The organism is Corynebacterium confusum (assembly GCF_030408715.1).
GTDB classification, from domain to species: domain Bacteria; phylum Actinomycetota; class Actinomycetes; order Mycobacteriales; family Mycobacteriaceae; genus Corynebacterium; species Corynebacterium confusum.
The window spans coordinates 535,029-547,123 of record NZ_CP047202.1 but is presented as its reverse complement, the minus strand read 5'-3'; the positions used below and the strand labels follow the sequence as shown (position 1 = coordinate 547,123).

10 protein-coding genes and 1 pseudogene are annotated in these 12,095 nt (G+C 67.6%); 8 read left to right on the top strand and 3 right to left on the bottom strand.

The genetic code is table 11. From position 1 onward, the window contains the following. Positions 1-58: 58 nt before the first annotated feature. Positions 59-1,309, bottom strand: coding sequence for an MFS transporter (locus CCONF_RS02645; protein ID WP_290224931.1), 1,251 nt, complete (start codon positions 1,307-1,309; stop codon positions 59-61). A 177-nt stretch (positions 1,310-1,486) separates the two neighbouring features. Between CCONF_RS02645 and CCONF_RS02640 the strand changes: the two genes are divergently transcribed. The 8 genes and pseudogenes from CCONF_RS02640 to CCONF_RS11575 form a co-directional block, all read left to right on the top strand. Then, complete coding sequence (locus tag CCONF_RS02640) at positions 1,487-2,605, top strand: iron-siderophore ABC transporter substrate-binding protein (RefSeq protein WP_290224928.1); 1,119 nt, start codon at positions 1,487-1,489, stop codon at positions 2,603-2,605. Further along, a complete protein-coding gene (locus tag CCONF_RS02635; protein ID WP_290224925.1) occupies positions 2,595-3,590 on the top strand; it encodes a FecCD family ABC transporter permease in 996 nt (331 codons plus the stop codon). Before CCONF_RS02640 ends, CCONF_RS02635 begins: the two co-directional genes overlap by 11 nt. Beyond that, positions 3,587-4,621 (top strand): FecCD family ABC transporter permease, encoded by a 1,035-nt coding sequence (locus tag CCONF_RS02630; protein ID WP_290224923.1) that lies wholly within the window; start codon positions 3,587-3,589, stop codon positions 4,619-4,621. Before CCONF_RS02635 ends, CCONF_RS02630 begins: the two co-directional genes overlap by 4 nt. Before the next feature lie 24 nt (positions 4,622-4,645). Further along, positions 4,646-5,452 (top strand): ABC transporter ATP-binding protein, encoded by an 807-nt coding sequence (locus CCONF_RS02625; RefSeq protein WP_290224921.1) that lies wholly within the window; start codon positions 4,646-4,648, stop codon positions 5,450-5,452. A gap of 53 nt (positions 5,453-5,505) precedes the next feature. Then, complete coding sequence (locus tag CCONF_RS02620; protein ID WP_290224919.1) at positions 5,506-6,468, top strand: siderophore-interacting protein; 963 nt, start codon at positions 5,506-5,508, stop codon at positions 6,466-6,468. Between the two features lie 88 nt (positions 6,469-6,556). Then, a complete protein-coding gene (locus tag CCONF_RS02615) occupies positions 6,557-8,773 on the top strand; it encodes an NADP-dependent isocitrate dehydrogenase (protein ID WP_290224916.1) in 2,217 nt (738 codons plus the stop codon). Between the two features lie 184 nt (positions 8,774-8,957). Then, positions 8,958-10,142 carry a saccharopine dehydrogenase family protein gene (locus CCONF_RS02610; protein WP_290224914.1) on the top strand — a complete coding sequence of 395 codons (1,185 nt, stop codon included), beginning with the start codon at positions 8,958-8,960 and terminating at the stop codon, positions 10,140-10,142. A 113-nt stretch (positions 10,143-10,255) separates the two neighbouring features. Further along, positions 10,256-10,459: pseudogene (locus CCONF_RS11575) on the top strand (DUF8462 domain-containing protein); the annotation flags it as partial. A gap of 41 nt (positions 10,460-10,500) precedes the next feature. Here the strand turns inward: CCONF_RS11575 and pdxT are convergent. Together pdxT and pdxS are read right to left on the bottom strand one after the other, a co-directional pair. Beyond that, positions 10,501-11,091 (bottom strand): pyridoxal 5'-phosphate synthase glutaminase subunit PdxT, encoded by a 591-nt coding sequence (gene pdxT, locus CCONF_RS02605; protein ID WP_290224913.1) that lies wholly within the window; start codon positions 11,089-11,091, stop codon positions 10,501-10,503. 7 nt (positions 11,092-11,098) lie between these two features. Beyond that, entirely contained in the window at positions 11,099-12,034 is a 936-nt protein-coding gene (pdxS, locus tag CCONF_RS02600) for a pyridoxal 5'-phosphate synthase lyase subunit PdxS (RefSeq protein WP_290224910.1), read from the bottom strand. Between the last annotated feature and the right edge of the window lie 61 nt (positions 12,035-12,095).

The window sequence follows — 12,095 nt, the reverse complement described above, 5'->3', positions numbered from 1 at the left end:
GCCGCGGGGAGCGGGCCCGAGCCTTCGCGACAGCCTTAGCGACGAGGTCTCGCGGGTTTTAGCTGGCCTTTTTAGCGCGGGCTTTGGCGGCCTGCGTGATGAACCAGATGACGATGGCGCTTAGCGCTAGGCCGGCGCCGGCTAGAGCCGGGCTGGCATAGCCGAGGCCGGCGCCGACCACGGCCCCGCCCAGCGCAGCGCCGGAGGCGTTGGCCAGGTTGAGCGCGGAGTGGTTGAGCGCGGCGGCGAGCGTTTGGGCATCGCCGGCAACGTCCATGAGCCGGATCTGCAGCGAGGGCACCAGGGAGGAGCCGAAAAAGCCGATGATGCCGAAGTTCAGCACGCCTAGCACCGGCGACTGGGAGGTGAAGTAGAAGGCCACGAGCACGACGGCGATCAGCACCAGGGAGAACAGGATGCCCTTTTCCAGGTTGCGGTCGGCCAGGGTGCCGCCGAAATAGTTGCCGGCCACGTTGCCTATGCCGTAGGCCATGAGAACCAACCAGATGAGCGACGGGTCTAGGCCGGCGCGCTCGGTCATGGTCCAAGAGATATAGGTATAGACCGCGAACATGCCGCCGAAGCCGACGGTGCCCATCGCCAGCGTCAGCCAGACCTGGCTGCGGCCGAAGGCGCCGAGCTCCGTGCGCACGGACGTGGCCGGCATGCGGGTCATGTGCGGCATGAGGACCCACAGGGCCACCAGGGTGGCCACGCCGATGAGCGCGACCAAGAGGTAGGCCGCGTGCCAGCCGGCCGCCACGCCGAGCGCCTGGGCGGCGGGCACGCCGGCCACGGTCGCCACGGATAGGCCCATGCCCACCAGTGCCACGGCCTTGCCGCGCTTGCCGGCCGGGGCCATCGAGGCCGCGGCCAGGCCGGCGACGGAGAAATACGCACCGTGCGGCAGGCCCGCGATGAAGCGGGCGGCCAGCAGCAGCGGGTAGTTGGCAGCCACCACGGACAGGGCATTGCCCAGGGTGAAGGCAATCATCAGCAGGATGAGCAGCCGGCGGCGCGGCGTGCGGCCGGTGACCGCGGTAATCAGCGGCGCGCCTACCACCACGCCCAGCGCGTACGCCGAAATGGCGTGGCCGGCCTGGTCCTCGGTGATGCCGAAGTCGTCCGCAATGAGCGGCAGCAGGCCCATGGAGACGAACTCCGTGGTGCCGATCCCGAATCCACCCAGCGCCAGTGCGACCATGACCACGCGGCGGCGGAGCTCGGAGATCTCGGTCTGCCGCGGCTTCGGCTGGCGGCGCAGGGCCCGCCTGGGCTGTCGCTTCTGGGGTTCTGATTGGTTGCGCATCGGGCTTAGAGTACTCCGCGGCAAATATATTCGCACGTCAGCGCCATATTCCCGTGAACTTCCCAACGCACACACGCGGACGGTGACATAGAGCACTTTAGCGCGGCTAGACCGCACCCGCCCGCTGCCGCTAGAGTAGGTAAGCCTAAACAAGCACCACCTAGGAGGTTCCCGCCCATGAGCAACTCTCATCTCCCCTCTGCCACCCGTCGCCGCGGCCTCACCGACCCCGGCCGTACCGCCGCAGCCCTCGCCACTGCCGCCTGCCTGTCCTTCGGGCTGGTGGCCTGCTCCAGCGGGGATGAGTCCGGCAGCGATTCGTCAGCGCACTCGGCCTCCGGGGATAGCGCGGCCAACGACGCCGACGCGGCGCAGTTCCCCACCACCGTCACCCACGCCTTCGGCGAGACCACCATCGAGCACGCTCCGCAGCGCGTGGCCACCGTCGGCTGGTCCAACCAGGAGGTCCCGCTCGCCCTCGGCATCGTGCCCGTCGGCATGGCCAAGGTCACCTGGGGCGACGACGACAACGACGACATGATGCCCTGGGTCAAGGACAAGATCGACGAGCTCGGCGGCGAGCAGCCCGCGCTCTTCGACGAGACCGACGGCATCCCCTTCGAGCAGGTCGCCGACACCCAGCCGGACGTCATCCTGGCCGCCTACTCCGGCCTGACCCGGGAGGACTACGACACCCTGTCCAAGATCGCCCCGGTGGTCGCCTACCCCGACATCCCCTGGGCGACCTCGCTGAAGGACATGGTCACCCTGAACTCCCAGGCACTTGGCAAGCCCGACCAGGGGCGCAAGCTCCTGGAGGATCTGGAGTCGCAGGTCGACGCCGCGCTCGAGAAGTACCCGCAGCTCCAGGGGACCAAGCCGCTGTTCACCGCCTTCGGGGGCGCGTCCGACAAGTCGAAGATCGGCTTCTTCACCACCAGGGATACCCGCATGGGCTTCCTCGTGGACCACGGTTTCGAGGCCCCGCAGATCGTCAAGGATCACTCGGAGAACACCGAAAGCTTCTGGGAGGAAGTCTCGGCCGAAAACCCCGAGCAGTTCGAGGACGTCGACTTCCTCATCGCCTACTCCTCCGGCAACGCGGACGAGGACGCCAAGGCCATCGAGGACATGCAGAAGGATCCGCTGCTGTCGAAGATCCCGGCCGTCCGCGACGGCCGGATCGCCCTGCTGCCCGACAGCCCGCTGGGAGCGGCCGCTAACGAGTCCCCGCTGGCCCTGCCCCAGACCATCGATGACTACTTCCGAATTCTGAACGAGGCCGTTGAAGATTAAAAACTCCGCTGTTGTCGCCCTGCTGATCCTCGCTGCCGTCGCGGCGGCGGTCAGCTCCGTCATGTTCGGGGCCCGTTCCATCGGCGTCGCCGACGCCCTGGACGCCCTCCGCGGCCTGTCCGCCACCTCGGAGCAGGCGGTGGCCTATACCCGCCTGCCGCGCACAGTCATGGCGCTAGTGGTGGGAGCGGCCCTTGCCGTCAGCGGCACCACCCTGCAGGCTGTCACCCGCAATCCTCTGGCCGATCCGGGCATCTTCGGGGTTTTGTCCGGCGCGTCCTTGGCCGTCGTCATCGGCATAGCCTTCGGTGGGTTGGCGAGCGCGCTCGGCACCATGGTGGTGGCCATCGTGGGCGCTTTTGCCGCGGCCGTCTTCGTCTACGCGGTCGGCTCCTTGGGGCGCGGTGGGGCCACCCCGCTCAAGCTCGCCCTGGCCGGGGCGGCCACCGCGGCAGCCTGCTCCGGGCTGGTCAGCGCCATCCTGCTGCCGCGCACCGACGTCATGGACCGCTTCCGCTTCTGGCAGATCGGTTCCGTGGGCGGCGCCCAGTGGGACCTGCTCGGAATAGCGGCCCCGCTGCTGGTGCTGGGCCTGCTGATCGTCGTGATGCACACGGGCGGACTGAATGCCTTGGCCCTCGGCGACGACGTAGCCACAGGGCTCGGCGTTAAGGTGCTGCGCACCCGCCTGCTGGCTACCGTCGGCGCCGTCATCCTGTGCGGCACCGCCACGGCCCTAGCCGGGCCCGTCAGCTTCGTCGGCCTCATCGTCCCGCACGTCATACGGCTGCTCATGGGCCCCGACAACCGCTGGCTGGTGCCCACTTCGGCCCTGGCCGGAGGAGTGCTGTTGACGGTGGCCGATACCGTAGGCCGGCTTATCATCCGCCCCGAGGAACTCGCCGTCGGCATCATCACCCCGCTCCTCGGCGCCCCGCTGTTCATCTGGATTGTCCGCCAAGTCAAGGTGCGTGAGCTCGCATGACAACGCTTTCTTCCCCCGCGCTCAGCCCCGACGGGCTCCGCGCCCAGCGCAACCGCCGGCGGGCCCGCTACGCCGTGACCCTGACGCTACTGGGCATTGCCGTGCTAGCCCTGTGGTGGATAACCCTCATGGTGGGTGAGACTACCTACTCTGCCAGCGAGGTTTTGGGCGTCCTGCGCGGGCAGACGGTCCCGGGCGCTTCCTTCACGGTCGGTGACCTGCGCCTGCCGCGGGCTACCGCGGCGGTCGCAGCCGGGATCGCCTTCGGCATCGGCGGCGCCACCTTCCAGACCCTGCTGCGCAACCAGCTGGCCTCCCCGGACATCATCGGCATCTCCGCTGGGGCCTCGGCCGCTGGGGTCACGGCGATCACCTTCCTGCACCTGTCGCAAACAGTCACCTCCGCCATCGCGCTGGTGACCTCGCTGGCGGTCGCGCTCATCATCTACGTCACCAGCCTGAAGTCGGGCTTTTCGGGCACGCGCCTCATCCTCATCGGCATCGGCTTCGCCGCCCTCCTCCAGGCCTGGGTCAACTACGCGCTGTCCCAGGCCGCCGCGTGGGATCTGAACACCGCCACCCGCTGGATCACCGGCTCCCTCAACGACATGAGCTGGGAACGCGGCCTGCCCCTGCTGGTCGTGGTCGCCGTCGTCGCCCCCGGCATGCTGGTGCTCTCCCATGTGCTCAACCTGCTGGCCTTGAACGACGAGCTGGCCATTGGTTTCGGTCTGCGCGTCAACCTCTCCCGCGTGCTGCTGATCCTGGGCGCGGTCACGCTGATTTCTGTGGCCACCGCGGCCACCGGCCCCATCGCGTTCCTGGCCTTCATGTCCGGGCCTATCGCCAGCTGGCTGATCCCGCGCGGCTTCTCGGTGCTGGCTCCCGCCGCCCTCGTCGGCGCGGTACTGGTGCTGGCCGCGGACCTAGCGGGCCAGCTTTTCTTCGGCACCCGCTACCCCGTCGGCGTTATCACCGGCGTGCTGGGCGCGCCGTTCTTATTCCTCATTCTCATCCGAACCCACCGCTAAACCGATCCCTGCGTTAGGAAAGTCATGACCGGTCAATTACACGCCCGCGACCTCCGCCTCGATTACGGGCACGGCACCATCCTGGACGGCCTCGAGGTCACACTCACCCCCGGCGCGATTACCTCCATCGTCGGCCCCAACGGCTGCGGCAAGTCCACCCTGCTGCGCTGCCTGTCCCGGCTGCTGGCGCCGACCTCCGGGCAGGTTTACTTAGACGGGCACGACATCAGCTCCCTGCCCACCAAGCAGCTGGCCCGACAGCTGGGCCTGCTGCCGCAGTCGCCGGTCGCCCCGGACGGGATCGTCGTGGCCGATCTCGTGGGCCGCGGGCGCACCCCTCACCAGGGACTACTCGGCCGCTGGTCGCAGGAGGACTACCAGATAGTCGCCGAATCCCTGGAGGTCACTGGCACCGCCGCGCTGGCCGAGCGCGCCGTCGACGAGCTTTCCGGCGGGCAGCGCCAGCGTGTCTGGATCGCCTTGGCCTTGGCGCAGCGCACCGGCATCCTCCTGCTGGACGAGCCGACCACCTACCTCGACGTCAAGCACCAGCTGGAGGTCCTCGACCTGCTCACTGACCTCAACCGGGACAACGGCACCACCATCGTCATGGTCCTCCACGACCTCAACCTCGCCGCCCGATATTCGGACGAGCTGGTTGCGGTCTCCGACGGCGAAATCTACGCCCACGGCGCGCCCGCGGAGGTCATTACTCCCGATGCCGTCCGGCATGTCTTCGGCATCGACTGCCAGGTCATCACCGACCCGGTCTCCGGCACCCCGGCCGTCATGCCCATGGGCCGGCACCACGTCAAAGAGCAACCGCGTTAGACAGCACTAGCCCTACTCCGCCTACTCCATCGAGATTCTTAGAGGTCTACCCCATGCCATTTCTGCCCTTCCCCGCCCGGGTCCGGGCCAGCCGGCGTATTAGCCCCAACTTCCAGCGCGTGACCTTGTCCGGGCTGGCGGACATGGGCCCGTCCGGGCCGATTCGGGACCTGCGCATCAAGCTCATCATCCCCGGCCCCGAGCCGATAACCGGTTTCGCGGGCGCGGCGGATTGGTTCGCCACCTGGCGCGGCCTCGATCCCCGCGTGCGCGGGGACATGCGCACCTATTCCATTCGCGCCCGCCGCGGCGACAAGGTCGATATTGACTTCGCCCTGCACGTCGGCGCCAGCCCCGGCCCGGCCTCCGCGTGGGCGGAGTCCTGCCAGCCCGGCGATACGCTGTGGCTGATCGGGCCGACGGCGGATGATTCCACCGGCTCCGGCATCGAATTCCAACCCGGCAACAGCGAGCGCGCCCTGCTCTTCGGCGACGAGACCGCCTTGCCCGCCATCGCCCGCGTCCTCGACGAGTGGCCCGCCGGGCTGACCGGCCACGCCTTCATCGAAGTGCCCGATGCCGCCGATGCTGAGGCCCAGGCCCGCGACATCGCGCTTCCCGACCGGGTGGAGCTGACGTGGCTAATCCGGGACAAAGTCGCGCGCGGGAGCCTGCTCACCGACGCGCTGCGGGAGGCGGTCGCCGCGGGGTCGGGACATGCTGAGGCAGGCGAGGCAGAAAAAACTACATCACCAGCCAAGCCGGCTCCCGCGGGAGAAGCTCGTGACGCCGCTGAGCCCGACGGGGGCGCCGCCCTGGTGTGGGAGACCCCCCAATTTTCGTCATCGGGCGAGACCCTCCCGCCCGCGGGTCCGGCGTTGCGCGATTATTACTGGATCGCCGGCGAATCGGGCGTAGTGACCGGCATGCGGCGCTACTTGGTGAAGGAATGCGGCATCGACCGCCGGCAGGTGTCATTCATGGGTTACTGGCGGCTGGGCCGGGCGGGTTCCTAAAAATCCATAGAATTCGGCGCTGGTGCGGGGTAAACTGGCCCAAGCTGTACTTTAGTTAATCGACACTACGCAAGAGGAGATACTTACCTTGGCTAAAATCATGTGGACTCGCACCGATGAAGCGCCGCTGCTGGCGACCTACTCGTTCAAGCCGGTCGTCGAGGCCTTTGCCTCCACCGCCGAGATCGACGTCGAGACCGCGGATATCTCCCTGGCTGGCCGCATTGTCGCCCAGTTCCCGGAGCGCCTGACCGACGAGCAGAAGCAGGACGACGCCCTGGCTCAGCTCGGTGCCCTGGCCAAGCGCCCGGAAGCCAACATCATCAAGCTGCCGAACATCTCCGCCTCCCTGGTCCAGCTGAAGAAGGCCATCGCGGAGCTGCAGGCCGCCGGCTACAACCTGCCGGACTACCCGGACAACCCGTCCACCGACGAGGAAAAGGACATCGCGGCCCGCTACGACTCCGTCAAGGGCTCCGCCGTGAACCCGGTGCTGCGCGAGGGCAACTCCGACCGCCGCGCGCCGGAGGCCGTGAAGAACTTCGTCAAGAAGCACCCGCACCGCATGGGCGAATGGTCCGCTGATTCCAAGACCAACGTCGCCACCATGTCCGACGGCGACTTCCGCCACAATGAGAAGTCGGTCATCATCGACGGCGAGGACTCCCTGACCATCAAGCACACTGCCGCGGACGGCACCGAGACCGTCCTGCTGGACGGCCTGAAGGTCCAGGACAAGGAGGTCATCGACGGCACCTTCATGTCCGCCAAGGCCCTGGACGGGTTCCTGCGCGCCCAGGTCGTGCGCGCCAAGGAGGAGGGCGTTCTGTTCTCCGCGCACCTGAAGGCCACCATGATGAAGGTCTCCGACCCCATCATCTTCGGCCACGTCGTGCGCGCCTTCTTCGCCGACGTCTACGACAAGTACGGCAAGGAGCTGCTGGCCGCCGGTCTGAACGGCGAGAACGGCCTGGGCGCCATCTACGACGGCCTGGAGAAGCTGGACAACGGCGCAGAGATCAAGGCCGCTTTCGACGCCGCCTACGAGGCCGGCCCGGACCTGGCCATGGTCAACTCCCACAAGGGCATTTCCAACCTGCACGTACCCTCCGACGTCATCATCGACGCCTCCATGCCGGCCATGATCCGCACCTCCGGCCACATGTGGAACAAGAACGATGAGGAGCAGGACACCCTGGCCGTCATCCCGGATTCCTCCTACGCCGGCGTCTATCAGGCGGTCATCGAGGACTGCAAGGCCAACGGCGCCTTCGACCCGACCACCATGGGCACCGTCCCGAACGTCGGACTGATGGCCCAGAAGGCCGAGGAGTACGGCTCCCACAACAAGACCTTCAAGTCCCCGGCCGACGGCAAGATCGAGGTCCTCAACACCGCCGGCGACGTCCTAATTTCCCACGACGTCGAGGCCGGCGACATCTGGCGCGCCTGCCAGACCAAGGACGCCCCGATCCAGGACTGGGTTAAGCTGGCCGTCAACCGCGCCCGCCTGTCCGGCATGAAGACCATCTTCTGGCTGGACCCGGAGCGCGGCCACGACGCCAACCTGATCTCCCTGGTGGAGAAGTACCTGGGCGACCACGACACCGAGGGCCTGGACATCGAGATCATGGATCCGGTGGCCGCCACCAAGACCTCCGTGGAGCGCATCCGCCGCGGCGAGGACACCATCTCCGTGACCGGTAACGTCCTGCGTGACTACAACACCGACCTCTTCCCGATCCTGGAGCTGGGCACCTCCGCCAAGATGCTCTCCATCGTCCCGCTGATGGCCGGCGGCGGCCTCTTCGAGACCGGTGCGGGCGGCTCCGCCCCGAAGCACGTCCAGCAGGTCGAGGAAGAAAACCACCTGCGCTGGGACTCCCTGGGCGAGTTCCTGGCCCTGGCCGAGTCCTTCCGCCACGAGCAGCAGTCCAACGGCAACGAGAAGGCCGGCGTGCTGGCCGCCGCCCTGGACCGCGCCACCGAGCGCCTGCTGAACGAGGGCAAGTCCCCGTCCCGCAAGGTCGGCGAGATCGACAACCGCGGCTCCCACTTCTTCCTGGCCGCCTTCTGGGCCGACGAGCTGGCTAACCAGTCCGACGACTCCGAGCTGGCCGAGAAGTTCGCCGCCGTCGCCAAGGAGCTCAACGAGCAGGCCGACGAGATCGCCCAGGCCCTGCTGGACGTTCAGGGCTCCCCGGCGGACCTAGGCGGCTACTACCTGCCGGACGAGGCCAAGACCACCTCCGTCATGCGCCCGGTCGACAAGTACAACCAGATCATCGACGGCCTGAAGGCTTAAGGAACCACCTCGCCTTCTCCGCCTAGCGCGCACTAAGCCCCGGGGCTCCCCGGGGCTTTTCGCATGCCTGGGGCCTAAAAGCCGGTCGCCCGGCTTCCCGCCGCAAGCAGCACCGGAGTCCCAGGCCGGCTTCCCAGACCGGTTTCCCCGCCGGGGAGCCGGCTTTACCGTTATCCTGAAGGGCATGGATATAGGCACCCACGACCGTGAATTCGACATCGCCCTGTTTGGCGCGACCAGCTTTGTCGGCGCCACCACCGCGCGCTACCTGGTGGACTGCCACCCCGAGCTGAAGATCGCCGTGGCCGGCCGCAACGCGGACAAGCTCGCCGCACTGGACCTGGGGGTGGAGGCCATCGTCGCCGACGCGAAGGACGCCGCGGCTATCGATGCCCTGGTCCAGCGCACCACGGTGCTGATCTCGACGGTGGGGCCGTATACCCGCTACGGCGACGAGGTCGTGCGCGCCTGCGCCCAGTATGGCACCCACTACGTGGACCTGTGCGGCGAGGCCCTGTTCATCCGCCGCACCATCGACCAGTGGCACGCCACCGCCCAGGAAACCGGGGCCAAGATCGTGCCGTCCTGCGGCTTCGACTCGGTGCCGTCCGATATGGGCATGTTCCACCTGTTTAGCTCCGCCGGCTACCCGGAGTTCGCGGAGGTGACCATGGCGGTCGATCACCTCCAGGGCGGGCTGTCCGGCGGGACCATCGACTCGATGCGCGCGGTCAGCAAGGACGCCAAGGAAATGCCCAAGGGCGGGGCCATTCTCCACAGCCCGCACTCGTTGTCCCCTGATCACAAGCAGGAGCCGGATCTGGGGCCCGAGCCGGACCTGGTGGTCGATTTCGACGAGCTGCTTCAGCAGTGGGCCGGGCCGTTTTTCATGGCCATGTTCAACACGCGCGTGGTCCGCCGCAGCAACTCCCTGCTGGGGCACGCCTACGGGCCCATGCGCTACCGCGAGGTCATCCCCACGGGCACGGGGCTTGCGGGCAAGTTCAAGGCGAACCTGCTCAAGGCCGTCACCGCCGCGGGTTTCGCCATCATCATGGTGGACAAGCTGCGCCGGCCGCTGTCCCGTTTCATTCCGGAGCCGGGCGAGGGCCCGAAAGACATCGACGCCGGCGGCTTTGTCATCTCCCACACGGGTCTGACCACCGACGGCGCGTTGCACACCTCCCGCGTGGCCGCCGACGGTGATCCCGGGTACAAGACCACCGCCATGATGCTGGCCGAGGCGGCCGTCACCCTGGCCACCCAGCCCGACGATCTGCCCGAGACCACCGGCGTGCTCACCCCAGCCACGGGCCTGGGCCGGCCGTACCTGCGCGCGCTGCAGGCCCACGGCATGCGTTTTAGCTAAGCCTGGCAACGGGCTCACGAGGACGCCGGGAATACACAAAATACATAAAGTACACATCCATACACAACGAACTCTGCTATTTAGCGCACCAAAGCCCGAAATAACTTGGGCAGCTGGTTCACGAGCCAGCGTTATCTGACCTCTCAACTGAAGATCGACGTTTCCTGGCAGCTATGTCCCTTGATGATGGCCCCTCGGAAATAATCGACGTCGCCAACCGGTTAAGAGTCAGCGTGCAACAAGCGTATAACTACCGGAAGCGGCTAGTCGACGCGGACATGGTCACGGCAGGCCGCGGAACAACGAAATTTTCCCTCCCTATCTTCAGGACTATTTACGCGAACACGTGGTTGCTGAATTACTCGACTAACGCTGCGGTCCGCAGCCAGGCCGCGTGGACCCGGTCATCACCGTTTTCTTCCGGGTGGAAGCTCAGCGCGGTGACTGCCCCGGCGCGCACGCCCACGACGACGGGTTCGCCGTCCGGGCCGGGCACGCGGGAGAGCACCTCCACGCCCTCGCCCACGCGGGTGACAATTGGCGCGCGGATGAAGCTGGCGTCGACGGTCAGGCCCGCGCCCACGGGCACGGCCTGCTCCGCGGAGTGGCGCTGGGAGCCGAACGCATTGCGGCGCACGGTCACGTCCATAACCCCCAGGGTCTGCTGCCCCGGGGCGGGGTTGTCCAGCTCCCGGGCACAGTAGATGAGCCCGGCGCAGGTGGCCAGGGTGGGCAGGCCGCCGCCGATGGCCGCGGCCAGTGGTCCTGCCAGGTCGAAGGTGCGGGCCAGCTTGTCGATGACGGTGGACTCGCCGCCGGGGATGACTATCCCGTCGAGGCCGTCCAGGTCCCGCGGCATCCGCACCCGGCGGGTATCCGCTCCGAGGCCGTCCAGGATTTCCAGGTGTTCTTCCACCCCACCCTGCAGGGCGAGTACGCCAATGCGCATGTGGGGCTTACCAGCCGCGCTCGGCCAGGCGGTGCGGGGCCGGGACGTCGGCGACGTTCAGGCCCACCATGGCCTCGCCCAGGTTGCGGGAGACCTCGGCCAGCACAGCCGGGTCGTCGTAGGCGGTGGCGGCCTTGACAATGGCGGCGGCGCGCTTGGCCGGCTCGCCGGACTTGAAGATGCCGGAGCCGACGAAGACGCCCTCGGCGCCCATCTGACGGACCAGGGCGGCATCGGCCGGGGTGGCCACGCCGCCGGCGACGAAGAGGACCACCGGCAGGGAGCCGGTCTCGGCGACCTCGGCGACCAGGTCGTAGGGGGCCTGCAGCTCCTTGGCGGCGACGTAGAGCTCGTCGCGGTCCAGGTTGCGAAGGCGGGCGATTTCGCCCTTAATGGTGCGCAGGTGGCGCACGGCCTCGGAGACGTCCCCGGTGCCGGCCTCGCCCTTGGAGCGGATCATGGCCGCGCCCTCGGTAATGCGCCGCAGGGCCTCGCCCAGGTTGGTGGCGCCGCAGACGAAGGGGACGTCGAAGTCCCACTTGTTGATGTGGTTGGTGTAATCCGCCGGGGAGAGCACCTCGGACTCGTCGATGAAGTCCACGCCCAGCTCCGCCAGAATCTGGGCCTCGACGAAGTGGCCAATGCGCGACTTGGCCATCACCGGGATGGACACGGCGTCCACGATGCCGTCGATAAGGTCCGGGTCGGACATGCGGGCCACGCCGCCCTGGGCGCGGATATCGGCGGGCACGCGCTCGAGCGCCATGACGGCGCTGGCGCCAGCGTCCTCGGCGATCTTGGCCTGCTCCGGGGTCACCACGTCCATGATGACGCCACCCTTGAGCATGTCGGCTAGTCCGCGCTTGACGCGGGTGGTCGCGGTCTGGGCGCCGGCCGGGGCCTGCGCGTTCTGGTTGTTAGCGTTCTTCTCGGTTTCAGTCATGGCCTACATCCAACCCCGCCCAAGTGGTTTATGACAAGAGCCACTTTTGGCGTGTTGAATT

Excerpts from the sequence above, each read along its gene's own strand:
- CCONF_RS02645 (WP_290224931.1), bottom strand. The coding sequence starts at position 1,309 with ATGCGCAACCAATCAGAACCCCAGAAGCGACAGCCCAGGCGGGCCCTG.
- CCONF_RS02640 (WP_290224928.1), top strand. The coding sequence starts at position 1,487 with ATGAGCAACTCTCATCTCCCCTCTGCCACCCGTCGCCGCGGCCTCACC.
- CCONF_RS02630 (WP_290224923.1), top strand. The coding sequence starts at position 3,587 with ATGACAACGCTTTCTTCCCCCGCGCTCAGCCCCGACGGGCTCCGCGCC.
- CCONF_RS02625 (WP_290224921.1), top strand. The coding sequence starts at position 4,646 with ATGACCGGTCAATTACACGCCCGCGACCTCCGCCTCGATTACGGGCAC.
- CCONF_RS02620 (WP_290224919.1), top strand. The coding sequence starts at position 5,506 with ATGCCATTTCTGCCCTTCCCCGCCCGGGTCCGGGCCAGCCGGCGTATT.
- CCONF_RS02610 (WP_290224914.1), top strand. The coding sequence starts at position 8,958 with ATGGATATAGGCACCCACGACCGTGAATTCGACATCGCCCTGTTTGGC.
- pdxT (WP_290224913.1), bottom strand. The coding sequence starts at position 11,091 with ATGCGCATTGGCGTACTCGCCCTGCAGGGTGGGGTGGAAGAACACCTG.
- pdxS (WP_290224910.1), bottom strand. The coding sequence starts at position 12,034 with ATGACTGAAACCGAGAAGAACGCTAACAACCAGAACGCGCAGGCCCCG.